Origin of the sequence: Edaphobacter sp. HDX4 (assembly GCF_036877565.1) — a bacterium.
In the GTDB taxonomy this organism is placed as follows: domain Bacteria; phylum Acidobacteriota; class Terriglobia; order Terriglobales; family Acidobacteriaceae; genus Edaphobacter.
Genome location: NZ_JAEDXW010000029.1, coordinates 1 through 22309, shown reverse-complemented (window position 1 = coordinate 22309; position 22309 = coordinate 1). Strand labels below are relative to the sequence as shown.

20 protein-coding genes and 1 tRNA gene are annotated in these 22309 nt (G+C 54.3%); 10 read left to right on the top strand and 11 right to left on the bottom strand.

Going from position 1 to position 22309, the window contains the following annotated elements:
* Positions 1 to 3: 3 nt before the first annotated feature.
* The 3 genes from JAO29_RS20535 to JAO29_RS20525 all read right to left on the bottom strand — a co-directional run bounded on the left by JAO29_RS20535 (position 4) and on the right by JAO29_RS20525 (position 4916).
* Positions 4 to 1206, bottom strand: coding sequence for an efflux RND transporter periplasmic adaptor subunit (locus tag JAO29_RS20535; RefSeq protein WP_334270141.1), 1203 nt, complete (start codon positions 1204 to 1206; stop codon positions 4 to 6).
* A complete protein-coding gene (locus JAO29_RS20530; RefSeq protein ID WP_334270140.1) occupies positions 1206 to 2642 on the bottom strand; it encodes a TolC family protein in 1437 nt (478 codons plus the stop codon). Before JAO29_RS20530 ends, JAO29_RS20535 begins: the two co-directional genes overlap by 1 nt.
* 468 nt (positions 2643 to 3110) lie before the next feature.
* Entirely contained in the window at positions 3111 to 4916 is a 1806-nt protein-coding gene (locus JAO29_RS20525) for a tetratricopeptide repeat protein (RefSeq protein WP_334270139.1), read from the bottom strand.
* Positions 4917 to 5023: 107 nt separating this feature from the next.
* Between JAO29_RS20525 and JAO29_RS20520 the strand changes: the two genes are divergently transcribed.
* Entirely contained in the window at positions 5024 to 5413 is a 390-nt protein-coding gene (locus tag JAO29_RS20520; RefSeq protein ID WP_334270138.1) for a hypothetical protein, read from the top strand.
* A 264-nt stretch (positions 5414 to 5677) separates the two neighbouring features.
* Complete coding sequence (locus JAO29_RS20515; RefSeq protein ID WP_334270137.1) at positions 5678 to 6079, top strand: ATP-binding protein; 402 nt, start codon at positions 5678 to 5680, stop codon at positions 6077 to 6079.
* A gap of 465 nt (positions 6080 to 6544) precedes the next feature.
* Here the strand turns inward: JAO29_RS20515 and JAO29_RS20510 are convergent, their stop codons facing one another.
* From JAO29_RS20510 to JAO29_RS20500, 3 genes are all read right to left on the bottom strand, one after another.
* On the bottom strand, positions 6545 to 6958 hold the full coding sequence (locus JAO29_RS20510) for a hypothetical protein (RefSeq protein ID WP_334270136.1): 414 nt from the start codon (positions 6956 to 6958) through the stop codon (positions 6545 to 6547).
* Between the two features lie 20 nt (positions 6959 to 6978).
* Positions 6979 to 7494: an esterase/lipase family protein gene (locus JAO29_RS20505; RefSeq protein ID WP_334270135.1), complete on the bottom strand. Its 516-nt coding sequence runs from the start codon at positions 7492 to 7494 to the stop codon at positions 6979 to 6981.
* Between the two features lie 198 nt (positions 7495 to 7692).
* The gene (locus tag JAO29_RS20500) at positions 7693 to 7995 is read right to left on the bottom strand and encodes a DUF417 family protein (RefSeq protein ID WP_334270134.1); all 303 of its coding nucleotides are present in this window, start codon (positions 7993 to 7995) and stop codon (positions 7693 to 7695) included.
* A 214-nt stretch (positions 7996 to 8209) separates the two neighbouring features.
* Here JAO29_RS20500 and JAO29_RS20495 point away from each other — a divergent pair, with 214 nt between their 5' ends.
* A complete protein-coding gene (locus JAO29_RS20495; RefSeq protein WP_334270133.1) occupies positions 8210 to 8692 on the top strand; it encodes a hypothetical protein in 483 nt (160 codons plus the stop codon).
* A 433-nt stretch (positions 8693 to 9125) separates the two neighbouring features.
* Here the strand turns inward: JAO29_RS20495 and JAO29_RS20490 are convergent, their stop codons facing one another.
* Positions 9126 to 10835, bottom strand: coding sequence for an HAD-IIB family hydrolase (locus JAO29_RS20490; RefSeq protein ID WP_334270132.1), 1710 nt, complete (start codon positions 10833 to 10835; stop codon positions 9126 to 9128).
* A gap of 270 nt (positions 10836 to 11105) precedes the next feature.
* Here JAO29_RS20490 and JAO29_RS20485 point away from each other — a divergent pair, with 270 nt between their 5' ends.
* Together JAO29_RS20485 and JAO29_RS20480 are read left to right on the top strand one after the other, a co-directional pair.
* Positions 11106 to 11285: a hypothetical protein gene (locus JAO29_RS20485; RefSeq protein ID WP_334270131.1), complete on the top strand. Its 180-nt coding sequence runs from the start codon at positions 11106 to 11108 to the stop codon at positions 11283 to 11285.
* The gene (locus JAO29_RS20480) at positions 11282 to 11953 is read left to right on the top strand and encodes an NmrA family NAD(P)-binding protein (protein ID WP_334270130.1); all 672 of its coding nucleotides are present in this window, start codon (positions 11282 to 11284) and stop codon (positions 11951 to 11953) included. The genes JAO29_RS20485 and JAO29_RS20480 overlap by 4 nt, the downstream gene beginning before the upstream one ends.
* A 10-nt stretch (positions 11954 to 11963) precedes the next feature.
* On the opposite strand, the gene JAO29_RS20475 is transcribed toward JAO29_RS20480, so the two are convergent.
* Positions 11964 to 12158: a hypothetical protein gene (locus tag JAO29_RS20475; protein WP_334270129.1), complete on the bottom strand. Its 195-nt coding sequence runs from the start codon at positions 12156 to 12158 to the stop codon at positions 11964 to 11966.
* Positions 12159 to 12710: 552 nt separating this feature from the next.
* Complete coding sequence (locus tag JAO29_RS20470) at positions 12711 to 12935, bottom strand: helix-turn-helix domain-containing protein (protein WP_334270128.1); 225 nt, start codon at positions 12933 to 12935, stop codon at positions 12711 to 12713.
* 205 nt (positions 12936 to 13140) lie between these two features.
* On the opposite strand from JAO29_RS20470, the gene JAO29_RS20465 reads away from it, so the two are divergent.
* The 4 genes from JAO29_RS20465 to JAO29_RS20450 all read left to right on the top strand — a co-directional run bounded on the left by JAO29_RS20465 (position 13141) and on the right by JAO29_RS20450 (position 19732).
* Positions 13141 to 13746, top strand: a complete 606-nt coding sequence (locus tag JAO29_RS20465; protein ID WP_334270127.1) for an RNA polymerase sigma factor — start codon at positions 13141 to 13143, stop codon at positions 13744 to 13746.
* Positions 13747 to 13921: 175 nt separating this feature from the next.
* On the top strand, positions 13922 to 15412 hold the full coding sequence (locus JAO29_RS20460) for a hypothetical protein (RefSeq protein WP_334270126.1): 1491 nt from the start codon (positions 13922 to 13924) through the stop codon (positions 15410 to 15412).
* Positions 15413 to 15446: 34 nt separating this feature from the next.
* A complete protein-coding gene (locus JAO29_RS20455) occupies positions 15447 to 18824 on the top strand; it encodes a TonB-dependent receptor (protein ID WP_334270125.1) in 3378 nt (1125 codons plus the stop codon).
* A gap of 44 nt (positions 18825 to 18868) precedes the next feature.
* Positions 18869 to 19732 (top strand): metallophosphoesterase, encoded by an 864-nt coding sequence (locus tag JAO29_RS20450; RefSeq protein WP_334270124.1) that lies wholly within the window; start codon positions 18869 to 18871, stop codon positions 19730 to 19732.
* Positions 19733 to 21031: 1299 nt separating this feature from the next.
* Here the strand turns inward: JAO29_RS20450 and JAO29_RS20445 are convergent.
* A tRNA-Glu gene (locus JAO29_RS20445) sits at positions 21032 to 21109 on the bottom strand.
* A gap of 112 nt (positions 21110 to 21221) precedes the next feature.
* Here JAO29_RS20445 and JAO29_RS20440 point away from each other — a divergent pair.
* Positions 21222 to 21926 carry a queuosine precursor transporter gene (locus JAO29_RS20440; RefSeq protein WP_334270123.1) on the top strand — a complete coding sequence of 235 codons (705 nt, stop codon included), beginning with the start codon at positions 21222 to 21224 and terminating at the stop codon, positions 21924 to 21926.
* A gap of 53 nt (positions 21927 to 21979) precedes the next feature.
* Here JAO29_RS20440 and JAO29_RS20435 read toward each other — a convergent pair.
* The coding region (locus JAO29_RS20435; protein ID WP_334270122.1) for a hypothetical protein at positions 21980 to 22309 on the bottom strand (330 nt) is incomplete at its 5' end.

Sequence of the window (22309 nt, the reverse complement as noted above, 5' to 3'; positions counted from 1 at the left end):
CTCCTAGTTGGCCACCCGGATCGGGCTTCCATCGCTTAGCTGGTTCGTGCGGTTAACAATGATTCGTTCTCCTGGCGTGAGGCCTTCGTCGATGACGACCGACTTGCCGAAGGTTTCCCCAACTCTCACGCTCTTCAACTGCGCAAATTGCTTCCCGTCGCGCTCTTTCACGGTGAAGACCGAGTAGTTCGTCGAGCCCGATTCCGCAGTCATCAAGGCCGTCATTGGAACGACAGGCACCGTCTGCGAATCGCCGCGGTTGATGCGGGTATTGGCGATCATGCCCACTTTGAGCGAGCGGTCCCGGTTCGGCAGGGTGACTTCGATGTTGAAGACGCGCGAGTCATGATTAGCCGAAGCGGCGATCTCCGTAATCCGACCTGTGAGCGTCCGACCCGGTACGGCCTCAACTCGCACAGGCAACTCTGCTCCTAATTTGAGGTGCGCCAACATGGTGTCGGGAATTCCGAAGTTCACCTTCACGACGCGGGTATCATCCAGCTTGAATGCGGCTGTTCCGGCAGCTACCAGGCTGCCCACTTCCACACTCTTTTCGACAATTACCCCGGGCATGGGAGCGGTCAGCCTAGTATCGCCAAGGTTGATTCGCGCGGATGTAGTCTGCCCCTGCGCTGCGTTCAACTGGCCACGGCGATTTTCGATCTGACGGATGGCGGATTCCACACTGGCTGTCGCAGCTGTGTGCTGCTCCACGGCCGAGTCGTAATCCGGGCGAGTCATCGCCTTAGCGGCGTACAGACCCTCTGCGCGATCGAAGTCCAGGTCCGCCTTGACCTGACTGGCCTTTGCCCGGTCGAGTTCGGCTTGCGAAGCCTCGAACGCACCCTGCATCGCGTGCTGCTGGCCCACCGCTTGGTTGAAGGAGGCTTCGTAATCGGAGCTGCGCAGGTGCGCCAGTACCGCGCTGGCAGGTATCTCGTCGCCCACTTGCACATCACGCATTCGTCCATCGGCGCCCTTCACTCGATACAGAGCGGCGATGTAACCGGGTTGTCTGAAGGCCAGCTGGACCTCTGTGTCCGGACGAATCTCGCCGGAGTAGCTCCAGTTTGGTTGCACCTGCTGCAGCGCTACGGTCTCTGCTTGAACCGGAACCGGCTCCTGACCTTCCTTCTGCACCTTGGTCCCGCAACCGGCGACAACATAAAGCGTAGCTACACTTAGAACTCCCAATAACACTCGCATCACTTTTCTCCAATCGCCTTTTTTAAGTCGGCTCTGGCCTTCCAGAAGGCAGCGAGAGCTTGCTGCTGCTGGCTGTCGGCAGAAGCCAGATCCGACTGCGTTTCAAACAAAACTCTGCTCAATACCGCTTGACGCTTTACCTGTTCCTGAACCTCCTTGAGCTTCTGCCGCGCCGCGCTTTCCGTTGCATCGCTCAAGGCCAGTTGCCGGCGCGTGTTCTCCACTTGCCTGCGCGCATCTCTCACCTCCAAAAGAATGCTGCGTTCCGTAGCACTCACTCCGACCTTGGCTTGCGCTTCCTTCACCCGCTTTCCCGCGTATTCCTGATGCTTGCGCCCCCAGTCCCACGGTTCCCACTTCAGCGACAGACCAACGGTCCCGATATTGCTGGGCACAATCCCTAAGTTTCTAGTCCCGTAGTAATTGAAGGCCAGACTTAGATCGGGGATATACTCCGCCTTCTTCGCCCGCGCATCGTAATCGGCTTGCTGTACCTGGAGCTTTGCCTTCTTCAAGTCCGGCCGATCTTGAAGAGCGCGGATTTCCATTGCTTCGGGTGTCGCGAGATCGGCATCTACGTCGTCGAGCGCTGCTACACGGAACTGCGTGTGGATGTCACGGCCCATCAGGTCGTTCAACTTTTCGGAAGCCGACGCAACCCTGTCGGTCTCATCGCTGATGGCATTCTGTGTCTTCAGCAGTTGCGCGCCGGCGTTCAGCAGATCCGATTCGAGAATCGTCTCTTTGCCCCGGTTCGCCAACGCCAGCCGATGCGATTCCTCGTAATAAGGAAGCGACGCCTGAAGACTATCTAGGACACTTTGCGTCTCGACAACGGAGTAGTAAGCGCGCCGCACCTGGTCCACTACCTGCTGGCGTGTCTTCTCCTGGTCCTGCCGCGTACCCTCCAGCCCCAGCGCAAGAGCTTTCAATTGCAGATGCAGCTTGTACTGCGTCGAAAGCGGCTGGGCAACCGAGACATTCACGGTGCCGGCCGGCTTTCGTGGGATTTCGATCTTCTGATCCGTTCCCGGGATCGGCCCGGTCCCGCTGTACGTTCCCAAAGAGCCCGCGGGAAACGTGACCGATGGCTTCGTCACCAGTTGCGCGCCCAGCCCTGTCACTTCGGTCGTGGCAAACCGTTGCGTCCGGTTTGCAGCCAGATCATGGGTGGCCCGCTGCGTCTCGAGGCTGGCGGTTTTCAGGTCACTGTTGTTTGCAACAGCAATATCAACCGCTTGTTCGAGCGTCAATTCAGGAAGGCTTGACTGTTGCCCCGCCGGCTGTGCAGCCGAGAGCACGGGGGATTGAGCTGTGAGATCTTGGCCTCGCGCCAGCAGTGTCAGCGTGCCTAATGTAAGAGCCAGGCAGACGTTTCGAGTGCTTCTGGCAGCATGCGGTATTGCTCGGCGCTTTGCCGCGGAGTTAGTGATCATAGTCGAGTCCTCCAGTATTCCCGCAGAGTTGGCAATGGAGCCTCAACTCCGTCGAATCAACCGGTGCCCAAGCAAAGCTCCCGGTCAGATCAGTACGTCGTCGGCGATGGAGATGCGCTGCGGTTCCAAAGCGGATCGAATTTTCAATCGCGCCCGCAGCAGAAGCGATTTGGCAGCTTCCACTTTGATTGCCAGTGTGCCAGCGACTTCTTGCAGTGTGCGACGAATTCCGTTTGGGGACAGCCCCAAGACGAGGCAAATCGCAAACTCTTTGGGAGGCGAATAGCGCCCTCTTCTGAGCCCGAAAATTTGATTGCTTTAGTGACAATCTCTTAGAGAGAGTTGGAGTCACCCTCCGCAAGGCCAAGCAGGCATTTCGAGTGCTTCGTTCCATGAAGCGATGGTGCCTCGAACGCCGCGCGCCCCGGGAGTAATGACACGTAAGCCGCTCGTTAGCTTACGGACCATTTACCGTGTAGGTTGTGGAGATAGGTTCAGCTTTTTCAGAAGCTTGGCGTATCTGCGGTCTGCATGGAGAGGAGTGAAAAACGGCTCGACCGCCAACAGATTCATAAAGCTGGTCTTGTGGTTGATCGCTTCGTCGAGGCATTGGAATGCTAGATTGAGATCTCCTATTCCGATTGCAGCGAAACCTTGCGCCAAGGGAGTTACGTATTGTCGGCGGGCGAGTTGATGCAATCTCGCGATAGATTCTTCCGCTTCGGCAAGGTTGTCTGCCTGAGCGTGGGCTGCGGCAACCAGGCCGATATCCAATGGTGAGACCGACGGCGAGAGACACCGTATGACCGCATCGTAACGTTGCTGCTGGAAGTTTAAGAGCCCTTCATAAAATCGTGCTTCAGGATAGTCACGATCCAGTTCAAAAGACTGCCGGAGATGGTCTGCGGCTGCTTCAAAATCTCCCTTTACGAAATAAACATAAGCCATGCGCGCGCAGTCGCTGGCGGAAAGCGGGTCCAGTTCCATCGAGCGGGTGAGCCCCGATTCCGCTGCCTCGATGTCCCCTTGGCACAACATCGCCATGGCACGAAACATGTGAGTCTGCGCGTGGCCGGGTTGTAGTTTTAGAGCGCGGTCATACATCCTGTTCGCTTCGTCCCAACGATACTCAAACCATGCACGAAGTTGGGCGAGCACCGCGCAGGTTTCTCCAGATTCCGGATCGAGCGCATAGCCGCGCTCCGCGTTCGCCTTCACTTCGGGATAGACCTCGCGTCCCGATACCAGCCCGAAAATGGAAAGAAGGCCGTTGGCCGCAGCCATGCCACTGTATGCTAGAGCGTAACCGGGATAGGTCTCAACCAGCTTCCGTAGCTGATCTAGTGCGGCGTGCAGTGTTTCAGGAGACTGTTGATGAATCAGGAATCGAGCTCGCAAGTATGCGGTATATGCCTTGAGATTCGGGGCTGACGGCCGATTCCGCCCCTGCGCGTCGGGCACTTGAACCCGGAGTAACTCCGCCACACTTTGTGCGATCTCTTCCTGAATGACAAACACTTCTTTAAGCTCACGGCGAAAAGTTTCAGACCATAAGTGATAACCGGATTCGGTCTGAATGGCCTGGACAGTGATCCTCAGTTGTTCGCCCGCCTTCCTGACGCTTCCTTCAATGACGAGATCAGCGCCGAGACTCTGGCCCACCTCCCGGATATCGATGCTGGCGCCTTTGAAGTGGAATGCCGATGTCCGTGCAATCACGTTCAATCCAGAAAGACCCGTAAGTGAGTTCGTAATCTCTTCCGTGATGCCGTCGCAAAAGTAATCCTGCTCTGGCTCTGGACTCATATTCACGAATGGCAACACGGCAACGCATGTACGATCGGAAGCCTTAGCTGCAACCTGTTCACGATACTTTGGCGGCTGGCTATCAAGCCAACGGAAGACCGGGACATAACTGCCCGGCCGCAATCCGATCAGAACGGGATCTGCGGTGCCCGGTCCCTCCTCGTAATAGGCCTTCAACTTCGATCTGAGGCGGCGGGCCTCGACCCGGACTATTGCATCGATGTTCGGATCGTATTTAGAGGTACGGTCGAACACTTCCATTGCAATCGAGAATTCCTTAAGGCTATCGATATCTCCATCGATGGTCCGATTCACGATGTGCGTTAGGAAGCGGCATAGCCGAGCTGACGAAACCAACCCAGGACTGTTCACCACACGCGCCAATTGGTCGCGAATTGCCGTGGTTGGCACGGGGTCAGCTGCGGAGTTGGCGATAAATTGTCCCGATGACGGGGGCGGCGTGGCCATTTACTGACCTCCGCCATTCATTATCCTCCACAAAACGTCGCCTGTTACGGCGAGCTTACGGCGGCTTACGGCCAACCGAAGAACGCAGGACATAGCGTGGAATCAGGATGAGTCAAACGGTGATGCAGACCAGCAGACGAGCAGGAACAGTAATTTTCGTGTCCAACAGGAGCCCTGAAGCGACAGTCGCGCAGGACATCAAAGCGCACGGTCTGATTATGCACTGGGCACACAACATCGAGACGGCAGCCGGCTTGCTCAACTCGGCACGCAGAAAGACCGTTATTGTCACGGAACTCGCCCTGACTGATGGCAATTGGAGAGACCTCGTCGAACGGGTCAGGTGCAATGGAATTCTTAGTCCAATTGTGCTGCTGACTCCTGCCAGTACGGCGGAACTCTGGTGGGACGCGCTCGAATGCGGCGTAGATGAAATCCTGCACGCACCTCTTAAAGCTTTCCGCTTGTGCCAGTTACTGGAAACACACTTCGCATGAAAGGCATCGTTTTCACATGAGATCACGCTGAACTTTGATGATAGCTATCGCTGGTTGGCATGAGTATTCGGTGCATGCGTATTGGCGCAGGCTTTCCGCGACTTGGAGTGATCAAGTCAAAAAATCTAATCGGAGTTACTGGATATGGTACAAACAGGATCCCACTTTCTCTTGAAGCGTTGTTCCGGTTCGGCTCGTTTTGTTCAGATGCGGCAGAGTCTTTTCAGTCTGCTCGATATTGTCCCGCGATCCGTGGATGAGTTAATGCGCTTCATCGGCAAGTTCCGAACCAAAGATGGGAGCGAGCTGGATATCGAATTGGCAGTCTGTGAGGCACTGGTGAACGCTATAGTTCACGGAAATGAACTGGACCCGAGTAAGCGCGTCTACGTTACATGCCATTGTGTGATGGATGGAGAAGTCTGCATCTCCATCCAGGACGAAGGGCCAGGATTCGACCCCGGTTGCGTGCCCGACCCTATCGCCCCAGAGAATCTTCTGCTCACGTCCGGTCGCGGAATCTACCTCATGAAGATGTTTATGGACGAAGTCTCCTTCCGGAAGCGCGGTTCCGTCGTACAAATGCGTAAGAACCCCAACGACTCCTCAAACTGCTACCAGGAAATCAGATCAGCGAGGAAGCCTCTGTTTGGGACGGCGACTTGATCCATTCAGGTTGCCCGATATTGTCTTCCGCGACCTTACATCCTGGACTTCCTTCAGCTCTTCGACAGCTACTGCGAGCGCGACCTCGAACCGCCATTCTTCGTGACATCGAAGCCTTCCTGCTGGGCTTCGTGGCCCGACAAAAACGAATGGTCATCGCGATGGACTTTCACATACAAGTCGAAGACTACGACCCATGGTGAGTCCCCCCAGTGGTATTGATCCGTTGCTGTTTGCCTGCCACATATTCGCACGAGAGCCCATTTGTCCGGTGGCTCTCATTTCAGCGAGCATCGCCTTCCTGCCGAAATAAGCGATGAGGCCCTAAGCCGCACGACTGAGCAATCAAACTGTGATCCAACGAAGCGACAACCGCGACTTTCCTGTCTTGCCCTGCGAAGGTCCACGCCAGCAGCTTTGCGCCCGCACCACTCCCCAAAGCTGATCTACAGATAATCCAGAGCTTCATGATAACCGCCGGGCTTTCGCCAAGGCGCGCCGCAGAGGGTGCTCAAAGCACAAACCGAGCCGTGGGCCCGAGCCAAAGCGAATCTCTGTTCGCGTGTCTCCAGTTTTTCCAAAAATCACTCGGCGCGCCACCGCGGAACCCACCCCGGCGATAGCGCCGTCGCTCAACAATCCCCTGTACTTCGCGGCTGCGCGGGCAGCCTGTTCAATCACATCGGCCACGATGTCCGCGTTAGAAATAGTGACGGCATGCGAAGAGTTCACCTCAGTGACGTGGGAGTGGGCACGATCGGCTTCGAACTTCTGTTCGTCAAGAGGGATGGCGAGATCCTGCAGTGTCCTAATTTGCCAGCTGGGCTTACTCCTCCATGCAGCGAATGTCACGTTCTCGTTCAGGGCTGCCAAGTTCATTGGGCGTTGGGTGGTGAGCATCAGTGCGGCGTCGCTCGCGGGCACATCGGCGGCGACGTTACTGTGGAATTTGTCGGCTTGGTAAAGGAGTTACGTGCCGTTGGTCCCATCGGGCAGTGTGTAGGAGACCGCCTCGACGGACGTGGGGAACGTGCTGCCAGGGAACGGTTCGAGCAAATTGCTTGCAGCTTTCCCTGCCGCGGGCATAATTGCTGCGGCGTAGATGAGGCCCCAACCTTGGGGTCGTCCGCGCCGGCTTGGGTGATGACGGTCCCTCCGTAGGAGTGAGCCACGAGGATCAAGGGTCCCTCGATTCTGTCCACCAAGCTACGCAGGTAGGCGGCGTCGAACGCCACGCCCAGCAGCGGGTTGGCGAAGACGACGACCGGGTAGCCGTCGCGCTGAAGTCGTTGAATCACTCGATACCAGATCGAGCCGTCTTCGAAGGCTCCGTGCACAAGCACGATAGTGGGTTTGATTGATTCGCCACTCGCCCAGATGAGAAGGCCGTCTTCGATTTTTCCCTGAAACTCCATTATAAGTTGCCCTCCGTAGTTTTGATCTGTTGCTGTTTGTCAGCCGCATGTAGGCGCGAAAGCTCACTTATCCGTTGGCTCTCGTTTCGGCGAACATCGCCTTCCTACCGAAATAGGTGATGAGGTAAAACGAGGCACCGAGGGAGATCACATCCTTGAATAGAAACAGACCAAGGTTATTCATGTATTTCATCCCGTTTACCGCAATGGTTGCGCCCGCGTCGTGAGAAGCATTGTGCTGATAGTGAAGAACATGACCGTAGTGATGAGGCCGCCCACGATACCGGCTTTAGGTTGCACATCCCCCACAATGAACAGTATTGCGGCTGAAATTTCGGTGGCGCCGATGATGTCGGAGCCGATATATGGCCCGAACAGTTTGAAGTGCCACCAGATCAGCGGACTGTTCGAGACCAGCGGGATAATGCCTTCAGCTCCCGGAGCCGTCATCTTGAATGCGCCAGCCCACAGAAGCTTCACTCCGGAATAACCCAACTTCACTTCTGGCGGCTCAATTGCACAATCAGTTGCGAACGCCGCCCGCCGAGGGCATGTCCCTTCGTCGCACAACGAACAGCGTTGAAGGCATGACGACCATGCCGAGGCTAGTGACCATGAACGGCAGGTTGCGATCTGCTAGGCAGGCAGCTATTCGGGTGAGAATACTTTCGCGACCATTTCACCATCGACACCCTGTCGTGAAGAGATCGAATTCATGATTACCCTTCCACTTATGAGGGTTCTTGTGTCAACGCGCACGGTGAAGCCGATTCTGTTTCGCTTCGCTAGGACGATCTCGTTGTTCGCCGTTCTCGTCTATGCCGCCCCTATGCTCGCTCAGGTGAAGTACGTCGACCCTACCATTGGAAACGTCGGAATTCTTTTGGTCCCGACGAGGCCCACTGTTTACCTGCCAAATAGCATGGTGAGCATGTATCCAGTGCGTGTAGACGCTTTGGACGACAGGATCCAATCTTTTCCTCTGACCATCAGCTCTCACCGGATCAGCGAGCTGTTTAGCATCATGCCAGGCGATGGTGAGCCGGCTGCGTATGAGCAGGAGATGACGACACCGTACTTCTACTCGACAACGTTCAGGGGGTCAGGGGGTTGTCACAGAGTTTACGGCCACCGAGCGTTGTGGCTAACAGTGGAAGGCGATACCGAGGCGCAGCGCACAAATTTCAGATCGCTTTAGGTGGGCGGTTGGGAGCTTACTGCTTCCCCGCTAAACCGACAGAGCCTAGTGGTGACAGTCAGGCTTCCAGCGCGTTTTTTGTTCAGCGTGAGCTGATGCGTAGCGGCGCCGTCTTCGGTCGCGGCGCCGTTCTCATCGGACTCAGAGGTTTTACCGCGTGGGGTCATGCCCCCACGCAAGCCCGGCTTGTATATCGAGATGGTGACTCAGGCTGGATTCGGTTTGGTAACCCTGAAAGCGAGACCCTTCAATGCCGACCTTAGAGGTACTGGTCCGCCCCTATAACGCTAGTAGGCATAAGGTGATCACCGGGAGGCCGGATATCTAGGGCGCCAAAGAGCGAAAGGGCTTGTCACGACCACCGGCCATTCAGATCGGTGGGTATGTTCGCGGTCCGGGGTAAACAAAACTAAACGACTCAAGAAGGAGCAGGTTACGCGGAAAGCGTGTACTGCGCTCGTATCGCTTCAATGATCGTCTCGCGGGTCGCTTCGGCTGACGCGTTTTGCTGTTCTATCGATTTCACCTGGTCGGCCAACGACTCGTTCTTCACAATCCACCGAAACCATTCGGAGAACTCCCCTGCACGCAGGTGATGGCACCATGTGTCGTCGTCGACACCTTCGGCCATCCGGATAAAGGTGTTTAAATTGTGAGCAACGAGCTTCAGCTTGCCCTCCGGCCCGCGGAACACAAAGCTTCCCACGCCCAAATCACCCTCGGCATACTTTCGAATGTGCCGTTTGTGTTCGGTTTTACCGGGCTCCGTCGCAACCACAAGGGGATCCTGCGAGGTTCGACGAAACCAGAGCAACACTTCTCCGCGCTCAAGCGCCACAGGGTTAAGCGTCGGCTCCTCCGCGCCTAGCGCGCGGCAGAAATCGCGAATCGTCTCCTGTGGATCCTTGCCGACCGCGATCACAATGTCCATGGAATCGAGAGCTTCTTTTCGCACGTGATTCGGGTGGACAGTAATCATCAAACTGGTCTTCGGTGGCTCGGCCAGTAGCGTGCTCTCCGCCGGCACTTCAGACGGGAAGATGTGATGCGCTTCATCGATCACGAACCAGTGCGGCCTTCCGCTGCGCGAGCGCAAGTCCTGCAGTTTGCGCAACAACTCCGATGCGAACTGTGGCCGCGAGTCCAGGGCGACGCCAAGCATGTTCACTACCGCATTGTGCATGCGTTCCAAGAGGCTTACGACGTCGTTGCGAGACGGAACGTAATGCGGACTTCCCGTATTGATCGCCGGCTCAAATGTCTCATAGTCGCCCTCTGGGTCGAGGATACAGAACTGGTAAGCGGCTTTCGCCATTCGTTCCAGCAAACCAGTGATGGAAGTAGACTTACCACTGCCCGACGGCCCTGCAACCAGGATCGACTGTCCCAGACTTGGAAGAAAGACGTTCTTGCCAGTGTCTTTTGCTTTCCCCAAAAGCAGACCCCGGGTTCTGTCTCCTTTGGAGAGCCGACCGGCTAAATCGTCTTTCAGCAGGTCCTCAATCAATTCCTCTACACCTGCGCCGTGGCCTGCTGTCATCACCAAGTCCGCTTTGTGCTTCACTGACTCCAGAGCGTTATCCACGGCAGCGCCGCACTCGCACTGTGTCAACATCGGCAAATCGTTTTCAGCGTCGCCGATTGCAACTACGTTGTGATGCGACAGCTTCATCTCCTCAAGGGCAGCAGTCAAGCCAAAGGCTTTATTTACTCCGGACGGAAGCACCATCACAGCGTCCTTGTTGAAGATAATCTGGCGGTCGAGGCCCAGGTCGCGAAGGGCATCCAGTACCCTATGTTCATTGGGCACCCATGTAGCAACAATGGACTGGCCTACCTGTAGATTCTGAACGCCCCGTTCCCGCAACAGATCGGGGAATGTCTGCGGAACAGGTTCGGCCAAAAGCCGCGTTTCGCGATTGTGTGGGCAATACAGAAGACCGCCATTCTCCGCAACGATCCACTCGAACAGATCGGGGCGCGGAAAAATCTCGAGCAGTTCGGGAAGCTGCCGTCCGGTCACCAGCAGTAGTTTTCTCCCCGAATCGCGGAGACGTTCCAAGGCATTGAGCGTGCTCTCACGCACTTTCCCGCTGTAAGCCAACGTGCCGTCGTAGTCCGTAACCAACCCAAAGAAGTTCATCAGACTTTCCTCTTAACACAATAGATGCCGTCAGCGGCGCTATAAGAAAAGGCATTCTGGGTAAGTGGGGGCCACGGCGACTCGCTCCTCACTGCCTGGTAGCTGCCACCTTCAGTAAAGCTGCTTTTATCACTTCGCAAAGTAGTAAGGACGGATCGGCATACGTTGCAATGACTCGGGCACTGCGAAAAATCGCCTTTCGCTCGGCTGTAACATGTCTGTCTCACAAAGTTGCATCCAAGACAGCAATGGCGTGCTGAGGAATTAACAATGACAGAGTCCAATTCGCAGTTGAGAGTGTTGACAGTCGGTGCATCCGGCCCGGTAGCGGGTCTGATCCTTCCGGAGCTGCGCAAGCGCGGCGCTCATCTGCGCGGCTTGGTGCATAAAGAGGACGACGAGCAGACCGCACGCGATCTCGGGGCAGACGAAGTTATGGTCGGAGATTGAACGATGCCTCTGCCGTGGCGAATGCTCTGGAAGGGATAGACACGGCGTTCTATATCGCTCCGGTCGAAATCGAGAACGAGGCTGAGACGGGCAAGCAGTTCGTCGCCCTCGCAAAGAATGCCGGCGTTCGCCGCATCGTGTTCTCCTCTGTGATCCATCCCATCCTGAGTGAATTGCCCAACCATGCCGGGAAAGCGCCGGTCGAGGAAGCTATTCTCGACTCTGACTTGGAATACGTTCTTCTTCATCCGGCGGTCTTCTTTCAGAACCTCAAATCCGCTTGGCCGAAGGTGAAAGAAACCGGTGTTCATGGTGAGCCATGGTCGAACGACACAAGGTTTTCACGCGTGGATTACCGGGATGTTGCTGAAGTCGCGGCCATTGCACCTACGGAAGATAGGCTGCTCTTTGGAACGTTTGAGCTCTGCGCGGACGGCGTCCTCAACCGCTACGATATCGCCGCGTTAATGAGCGATGTTCTGGGCCGGATTGTAACCGCTAAGAAAATCGATCCACCCTCCGAAGGTGGCAACGCAAAGCTCGCTCGCATGTTTGCGTGGTACGACAAGCACCCGCTGCTTGGAAATGCCACAACTCTTCGCGCCATTCTCGGGCGTGAACCGCGAACCCTGCAAGCATTTCTTCAAGACCTGAATGGGGGTCACTAACTGGGAGCACTCAGCCAGGAGCTTGGTATGAGCACCGACAGCAAGCCATCCTAGATGGTTTCCTTAACAAGACTGGAACGGCATTCGACGAATCACATAGCAATGCGATTTCCGCCAAAGGCCCAGAGCTCTGTGATGAGCCGATATTCAAACTCCTTTCCCACTTGCGCGTGAGGAACTGCACAGTCTCCTCTCGCCCTGTCATGAATTCTGATCGATTGCGTCATTTGCTATCCCGTGTATGCGAGAGAGACCTGTTGGGCGTTGCGCGAACTCCAGCCGTTTTCGGCTTTGCGTACGATATCTGGACACGCGCTCTGCGTGGGATGACGTGCTCGCGCCAGGCTCCCGACGACTTCGTTGGTCTGTTACTTCGATGTCGAGCGATCTGACGGAGGGTGCCGATGTTTGAATCTTTAGCGGAACTCTCAAGCAAGCTGGCATCCACTGGATGATCTAAGTGGTTTTCCTCGATGTCAAGCTAAAGAAGCCGTTGTTGCTCGACGGACAGGCAGGTTCGGATAAGATCCAACTAGCTGTCTCAGTTGCGGCTGCGGCCGCAACCCATGTAGAACGCTTGCAATGCTATCGGGGTGTCACCGAGGACAAAGCGAGGGAGTCGACCTGTACTGCTTCGCTGTCATCCACAAGCGCGCTCACGATCAGATGTAATAGCTGATGCACCGATGTCGCCATAGCTAATCTCCTTTGACAAGCCAAACGAGCATGATGGGTGCCAGCGATCTGACGAACGGTTTCAATCAGGGGAGATTCTCGAAGAGCGTCTTCGATGGAACGGAGAGAGCCTTCCAGTTTCACAATGTTTCTCGAGAAATATCTTTCGCTCGCCCCGTTCGACGGCTCCGACGTGATTGTGATGCAGGCCACCCAGCTCGGCAAGGTATTCCTGCAAAAGGCCTTGTTCCTCGCGAAGACTTCGAATACCTGAGTCGAAATGAGCTTTGATGGAAACGTTTGGCATTCCACCATGCTTTTCGACTGACCACTATGAGTCTACACACGATGAGTGGGATTTGTAGTGATGGAATACGAAAATTGCACAACAACCAAGGAGCGACTACACGCCTTCGAGCACGGATGATGCACGTTTGTGAAACGTCGATAAATTATCTGCTGTCTGCCCGAAAAAACAGCCCCGTCGGGGACCATAGAGCTAACACCTTTTTATGTCCACCCACTTCACAATCTTTTCCGGGGTTCTCGCTGAATCGCTGGAAGTCACGGAAGAGACCGAGCGGGTATGTGCCGGAAGAGATCCGTCCTTGCCACTGCAATCACAAGTAACAGCTCTTTTCGACCAGCTTCGCGCCCCTCTCCTTCGATATCTATGGGATTTTCGCCTAACCAGCGACGTGGCCGAGGAACTCGTTCAAGAAGCGTTTCTTAAATTATTTGAAGAGCTCAGGCAAGGACGGAATGTAGAGATGCCTCGCCCCTGGCTTTTCCGTGTGGCTCATCGATTAGCTCTGAAAGAGATGCGTCGTTTACGGATAAGGGAGGGTGGCGACCCGCTCCATGATGAGGATTCAAGTCACTTTGAGATTGCTGACTTGAGACCCACGCCAGTAGAGCAAGTCCTTTTAGACGAAAGAGAGCATCGTCTTTCGGACGCACTGCAAGAGCTCTCCGTCCGCGAACGGCAATGTCTGAACCTGCGGGTGGAAGGGCTTCGTTACCGTGAAATCGCAGATGTCATGGACATTAGTGTCACTACGGTGAGCGAGACTCTTCGTCGGGCAGTTCTAGCATTGCATGAGGCCTGCTATGAGTGAGCGGAAGGTATTCCATCCAACAGAACAAGTGCTCCTCATGGCCGCTGATGGTGAGTTAGCTGCCAGGGAACATGATGCAGTTTGCAGGCATTTGGCTGCTTGTTGGGATTGTAGAGCTCGAATGTCTCAGATCGAAGGAACAATCACGCAATTCGTTCAACTCAGAAGGCGGCAGATGGACACGGTCTTGCCGCCTGTTGGCGGACGGAGAGCAGAGCTTGAGAAGCTTCTTCAGGCAAAAGCTGCTGAATCTCCCGCAATGGCGCAATTAGGCTGGATTCGATATCTGCTGTCATGGCATCTGTTCCCTCGACCCGCGTGGATCAGTGCAACAGCGGCGGGGACAATTTTTTTTATACTTATCAATACTACGTTCGCACCTACAATTTCGGCTTCGACTGTAATCAACAAGGCCATCAGGGTGCAGAACCAGGGCAAGCTAACCTATCAGGCGATCGAATATCATGTCGGCAGCCATAAATGGGTTCGCGAAGCTATCACGCAACCTGATTTCAAAGATGTTGGGGTTGAGAATGCTGAACTGGAATCTCTCTCCCGGACTCTGTCCTTTGACTTCAGCGAGCCGCTCAATGCTCAGCAATTTGCACACTGGCGGAACCTGCTATCGCGTAAGACTGACTCCGTCGCGCGTGTGGGAGAAACTCTCGATCTGACCACTGTCAACCAAGGCGCTGGAGAAATCACTGAAGCGCATTTTGTCGTCAGGGAGCGCGATTATTGGCCCATCGCGGAGCGGTTGCAGACAAGAAATGGAGACCTGATCACGATAGTGGAGGCCTTGACAAGCAATCCTGTCCCTGCGCACCCTGTCGTCCGCGTGGTGGAGCATGTTGCTACCGGTCCCTCGAGCGAGTTGGCTCGACCTGGGCCTACAGCCGCTGATGTTGCGCAGAGCGAATTGATGGTACGAATCGCAATGCATCAGATAGGCGCGGATATGGGAGAAGAACTTCAGATACAGCCAGATCCGCATGCCATACAGATCGTTGGCCACCCAGAGTCACAAGAGCGCGAGAAACAGATCAGGCAGGTGCTCGCTCCAATCCCGTGGGTTCACATCCGCCTCCATCCGTTCACCGGTGCATTCATCCACCCCAAGACTCGTTTGTCGATCACGCGTACTTCTACGGCACAAGATGTGCCTGCCTTTGCGCTTGCGGAACGCCTTTCGAAGGCTATACCTGACTTTGATGAGCGAGTCGAATTTGTGAACACGATCCTGACCTCATCAGAGGCCGTGACAGAACATGCGTGGGCGCTTCAACATCTTGCGGATCGGTATGACGAACGACAGGTAGATCTTTTGCCGGTCAGCTCAAAGCAAATGCTCGATCTCCTCGTTCAGTCACATTGTTCAGAACTCAGACGACAGCTCGATCACATCAATACGGGCCTTTCTCGCATCCTTGGAGATTCTCAAATCCCGATATCACTAGATACGGCGGGCAAATCCTGGCAGCAGTCTGCCAGGAGCACCCTGCTATCCACCCGCAGCCTTCACGAGACCATTGCCGCCGTTCTCAGCGGAACCGACGGAAATGAGACCGCTCTGACTTCAGAAGAGGCAGTTCGAAAACTCCAACAGCAATTAGCCGATGCGAATACAGCCGTTTCCGCTCTACAGCAATCTGTCTCGTTTCACTAACCACCTTTAGCTTTGCCTTGAAAGGACGATTCCCGTGTGCCGTTTAGTATTACCGGTCTTACTGTTTCTCTGCTCTCTCCCACTTTGTGCGCAAAATGCAAGTATCTCCGGTCTTCTGAAGGATCCCACCGGGGCCGTCATTGGAGACGCTACGGTAAAAATCCTTGGAATGGAAACGGGTGTCCTTCGGACGACTACGTCCAACAACAGCGGGTACTATTCTGCATCGGAACTCCAACCTGGTCGATACCTTCTCACCGTTCGCGCAACGGGATTTGAAACCGTCAGCAGGACTAACATCGTTTTGCGAGTCGCGCAGGCGGTCGAAGCGGATTTTGTGCTTCCCATTGGAAGGACACAAGACACAGTGACTGTAAACGACAATGACGTGCTACTCGATACAGCGTCAGCAAGCCTAGGGACAACGATCGCATCTCAAAGCTTCCGCGAACTTCCATTACTAGGGCGCAATCCATACACTCTCGTCGAGCTTTCCCCTGGCGTTGTGATCCACGGAAATTCAGGTTCCGGGCCTTCCATCAATGGAGGCCGGTCGAATACCAATGGAGTGCTGCTTGATGGCGCCGATGTTCTTAATTCCACGACAAACGATATCTCGTACACCGTTCCATTGGAAGCGGTCGAGGAGGTCAAAGTCCAGTTGAGCTCTTACTCTTCAGAATATGGAAGAGCAGGCGGAGGCATTCTTAACGGAATCAGTCGATCCGGCAACAATAGATTTCACGGAGCCATCTATGAGTTCATTCGTAATGACGCTTTCAATGCCAATTCCTATACCAATAACTTCAACGGTCTTCCGAGGGCAGCTTTCAAGCGCAATGAATTCGGAGTTGCCGTTGGAGGTCCGATCATCATTCCACATCTTTACGATGGTCATAATCATAGTTTTTTCTTCTTCAACTATGAAGGGATCCGTCAGCACACTCCACAGACCATCATCGATACTGTCCCAACCGAGTTACAGCGGCAAGGTGACTTCTCGCAGACATATAGCACTCCAGGACACCTCATTACCATCTACGACCCTGCGACCAGTACTTCGGATCCCGCGAATAAAGGAGCGTATGTTCGAAAGGCGTTCGAGAACAATCGCATCCCCGCCGAACGCATCGATTCGACTGCGCGGAATATATTGAACTTCTTCCCGCTTCCGAACCTGCCCGGAAGAAATGGCCTGCTCAATCATCAAGTAACCGGGACCGACATCAATAACATCAATCGAGTATTTATTCGTGGCGATCAGAATATCGGAGAAAAGCAACATATCTTCGTCCGATATGGCTGGCAGGGCGGAAATGATCAGTCGACGGTTGCAGGCAATATCGCTTACCCAAGACAGACATCAACCGCGTATGAACCGGTAATTACAACGAGCTATACCGGCATGTTCGCAGACGATATTGTATTTACGCCATCGCTGCTGATGGACGTACGCGTAAGTTTTACTCGCGGCAATAGTGATAGCTTCCCAAGCAGTCTCGGATTTGATCTGGGATCATTGGGTTTCTCCCCGTTGTTTACCGGAGCGGTTAAGACGGCGCTCTTCCCGCGCGTTACGACAGCAGACGCGGCTTCGATAGGTCCAGATACAACCTCGAATAGACACAGCCACCAGGAAAACCGCCAAATGTTCGGCAGCATGACCTGGGTGAAGGGGCGCAATATTTTCAAAGCTGGAGGGGATCTGGAAGTCTTTCACAACAACACGACGGCTCCCTTTACTCCATCTGGGGATTTTTCTTTTACCCGCGCATATACCCAGGGCCCAAACCCTGCACAGGCAAGTGCCAACGCCGGGTGGGGAGTGGCAAGTCTTCTACTTGGAGTGCCTGCCAGCGGTTCGGTTACGATAGATCCATCTCTTGCTATGCAGCAAATTTATACTGCCGGATTTCTCCAAGATACGATTCGACTCACACCGACCCTCACGGCTGAACTCGGCCTCCGCTACGAACACAGCAATCCATGGACCGAGCGGCACAATCAGCTATCGTATTTTGATCAAAATGCAGTCGACCCCCTCACAGGAAAGCAAGGTCTCCTTACACCCGTAAGCGACAGTCGGCGAGGGCAAACCATCTCAGAGTATTTAAACTTTAGTCCGCGCATCGGGATTGCGTGGTCCATGTATCCCAAAACCGTCTTTCGTGCTGGATACGGTACCTTTTACAGTCCGGGCAACGGCGGCGTCGGTGCCGTACCGAGTGAGTTCGGCAGTGGATATCAATCTACTACGCCTCTCTTTATGGGCCAGCCAGATGCTAATCCTTATAAGCCGCCGATTGGGGCGATGCTGTCGAATCCATTCATCACGGGCGTGAGCCAGCCCCCATCCAGCCTGGTAGGGACAAGCGTTAGCAGTTTCTTCAACGTGACTTACAAAATTCCGCGCAACGATCAGTGGACTGCAAGCGTGCAACAGGCCGGGAAAGATTTCGTCGCAGAACTGGGGTACACAGGCAGCCGTGGCGAACACCTTTGGAACGACCGTCAGAGAGATCTTCCCAGTAGTTCCGTTCTTAGCCAGGGGAACTCGCTGTTGCAGCAGGTTGCAAATCCCTTTTACGGACAGATCACCACGGGGACTCTTAGCTCTAAAACAGTCCAGCGAGTTCAGTTGCTTCGCCCATATCCTCAATATGTTGGAGTCACTCAAAAACGCGATCCTGCTGGTGACTCGATCTATCACGCTCTTACGGCTAAGCTGGATAAGCGTTTTTCGCGCGGATACTCGATATTGGCTTCTTACACTTGGAGCAAACTGATCGACGATGTTCCGGAGCGGTTTGGCGGGCGGTCCTATATCTCCGATCCTACCGATCTAAGCACGTCAAGAGCGCTTGGAGACTTCGATTCAACTCATGTTTTCTCGCTTGCTCACGTAGTCGATCTTCCATTTGGACCCAGACAGCGCTTTCTGCAACGGGGACCGGCATCGTGGGTATTGGGTGGCTGGCAACTGAATGGCGTTCTGCGAGTTCAGAGCGGCTTTCCTATCAGTATCACCTCGCCGAATGTATCCAACGTCTCGGGCTTTAGTTCTCACGCCGATAAGCTTCATAGCGGCCGGCAGACCCAGACAGCTCAGACTCGCGACGCATGGTTCGACACTACGGCCTTTCAGATTCCTGCACCTTTTACACTCGGCACCGATAGCCGAAACGAGCCCGATATCCGTACGCGTGTCAATTTCGACTATGATCTTGGACTGGATCGTTCACAACACATAGGTGAAAACCTCAAGATCCAGTTCCGTGCCGAGGCGTTCAACCTGACGAATACACCCCTTCTTGATGATCCGAACAGCACGGTTGGAAATCCGAACTTCGGCCGTATTCTCGGAGGCAGTAATCCTCGAGTCTTGCAGTTAGGTATGAGGATTAGCTATTGATAGAACTCGGAATACTGAGAACAGACACTATGATAAAGGCGTTGTTGAATCTCCTTGCTATCGGCATAGCTCTGGCGGCTTCAGGTACCGCCAGCGCTCAGGACTTCTTCTTCCTTCAGATGTCGGACCCGCAGTTCGGCATGTATACAGGAAATACGAGCTTTGCCCAGGAAAGTGCGAACTTGGAGTTCGCCATCGCGACGGCCAACCGCCTTCATCCGGCCTTCGTCATCATCAGTGGAGACCTGGTCAACAAACCGGGAGACAAGGCACAGATTGATGAGTATCTGCGGATCACGCGAAATCTTGATACAGGTATCCCGCTTTACAGCGTTGCGGGCAACCACGACGTCGGCAATATTCCTACCCCCGAGAGCCTGGCAGCTTACCGAAAGACCTTCGGCAAGGATTACTACACCTTTCGGAAGGGCTCAATGGAAGGCATCGTTCTCAATTCGAGCATCATTCAGCACCCCGACAAAGTGATGGATGAGGAGGTCCGGCAACGTGAGTGGCTTGAAGAAGAATTAAAGAAGGCGGTTGCTGATCACATTCAATGGATCATCATGTTCCAACACATCCCGTGGTTCCTGCACGACCCGAACGAGCCGGATCAGTATTTCAATATTCCGCATGAGGCTCGTTTACAGTATCTGAAGATTCTCAAAGAGAGTGGCGTGCGATATGACTTTGCCGGACATCTCCATCAAAATTCCGAGGGAACGGACGGGACTCTTGAGATGGTTACGACTGCTCCGGTAGGAAGGCCATTGGGGAGTGCCACGTCTGGAATCCGCATTATCTCTGTAGGGAAGAGCGATCTCTGCCACCATTACTATGGCTTAGGGAATTTGCCCAATCAAATAGATTTGAAAGCATTCGAAGTTTGTGCTCCCAATATTCCCTAGAATCTATATAGAGGGAATGCTGTGAAGTTGAAGTGGATGCGACCGCCTGCAGATCAATAGTACATAGGCGCATCTGAAGCATCGCATGGAGACGGCTTCACAAATCACAAATGCCTAAGCTATTCTCTGGGCCCGCTAATGGTATTGAGATCACTATCAGCGCTACCCGTCCTGCCACTCGCAGCATCTCGCGCCACCCGTAGCCGTGTCGCTTCTGCGTTAGAGGAATCTCGATTTTGGAAAATGGACCGCACTTCCAACGAATCGCTTTCGCCGGTGTCCTTGACCGCCGGGTTCACTACTGTCTGAAGGTTTGTCAAAAGCTTCTGACCAGAAAAGCTCGAAATTACAAGATAGGTTTCTGCATGACGAGTTCCGGATACATCCGATATATGTCAGCCCGGTGAAACAATAATCGTACAGATCGTGCATCTCTCTTTTTTCCTGCTGTGAGCTGATCAATGCGAACCTGCAGCGCGGTATAGGCCAGCCTGCTGTTTGCCGCCTGCCAGAGGTCGAGAGACATTTCGCCTTCGTCGGCTGTAAGCGTGCAGTAAAAACTGGCTGCCCTCAGTAACGATGACTCAACAGAGGCTACAACGCATATGCCCGTTTGAAGCTGGACTCCTTGCGTATCACCGCAGTGCGTACTCCCTAAGAACCATCCTGCCTCAGGCTGTCTCCCCTGCAGCCAATCAAGCACAAGACATCGATCACTAACCTGCCCATATGTGGCAGCAGTCACCCGTGTGTGACAGAAAGATTCATCTAATGACCATTGCTCTTATTGAGAACGTAACAAAGCTCTCTCCGACCTGTCCGTTCTTGCAAACGCAGGCTTGACCAGACCGCGAAACGAGAAGCATTGAATCGCTTCTCAGGTTTGCGTTTGGTTTCTTAATGCGTCAGCTCGAAACCCGGAAGGCCTCATCACATCGCTAAACGTTTGAGTTATCTTGGCAGTCGTGATGAGAGGCACCATGCTAAAAATCATTAGGGGCTCAGCTTGGATAGCTGCCTTGGCCTGATATGTCTTGGCACTTATGCGCTGATCTACGGTGCACTTGTGATTGCTCACGTTGTTGTACCCGCTGGTGAGGGTCCTTTCGGAGTCATCATCGGCCCCGCTCTAATCGTGGCCGGTGTAGCCCTGGCGAGATGGCCTTATGACACTAAACCATTATTCGATTGAGGTCCCACCAGCACTTGCTGAAGTACACCATCAAGCTATATTCGTTCAGTGCCTTTGGGTGCCCTCGTTCATGGTTCCGTTTTGGCGCTAAGTGTCAGATTCTAAATTGGCGTCCCCGACGGGATTCGAACCCGTGTTATCGCCGTGAAAGGGCGGTGTCCTGGGCCGGGCTAGACGACGGGGACGCTGAGTGGGGAACGAATCGTTCCGCCCTAAGAATATCATTCGCGTTCGGCGAACCGAAGAGGAACATAGCCGCAACTCCACAGGGAAGGCATACTAAAGTCTCTCTTACCTATGCCCACTCTGACCGTCGGCCGATATAAATACCTTGATGCTTTGACGACCTCCTTCGTCGTCATTCTGCTTGTCTCCAATCTTGTTGCCCAGAAGGTATGTCTTATCGGGCCTTTCGCCGTTAGCGGAGCTATTCTTCTATTCCCAATCACGTACATCTTTGGAGATGTCTTCACTGAAGTCTACGGTTTTGCTGCCTCGCGCCGCGCCATCTGGTTGGGCTTCTTCGGAACGGCGCTTCTCTATGTGATCGGAAGTATCACTATCGCACTTCCTCCCGCGCCGAAATGGCACAATCAGGAGGCCTTCGCCACCGTCTTCGGCTTCATTCCCAGGATCCTTGCTGCCAGTCTGACCGCGTTTTGGGCGGGAGAGTTCGCCAATTCCTACACCATGGCAAAGCTCAAGCTGCTGACGGATGGAAAAATGTTGTGGACCCGCACCATCGGTTCCACTATCGTAGGTCAGGCGGTCGATACGACAATCGTCGTGTCGCTCACCTTCGGCGGGGTTGTCCCGCTCCACCTGCTTGGGAATATGATTGCGACAGGCTATCTCTTGAAGGTTGGATATGAGGTCCTTGCTACCCCCATCACTTATCTGGTGATCCATTGGCTGAAGAGCGCTGAGGGAGCCGATGCATTTGACCGTCATGAATCCTTCAACCCCTTTGCTTTCTCCCAGAAGCGCGGTGCGGAGGATTGAAGGATCTGGGAACGGCGGCCAATCTTTGCGCATCTTTGTCTTCACCGGGACATCTAAGCTAAAACACCAATAGTTCTATAAGACCGACCAGTTTTTTCGAGAATCCTGCGCCCCTTCGGCTCGTCCAATCTTTCCAAGGACGATAGAGGTTCAACGTAGACCTGTAGTTCTGTGTAGTTTCTGAGGAGAAAGAGGTTGTCCGAGATGACATCTTCAACATCAAAGTTCGTTCTTACCCTTGCAGCGACAGCTGCGTTGGGCCTCTCTGTTTCGGGGTGCAGGCACGAGGCTGCCGCCGCCCCGGCTCCCCAGGCGATGCCGGTGAAGGTATCCTCTGTGTCTCTCTCGCCGGTAGCCGCTTCCGATACATACGTCTCTACCAT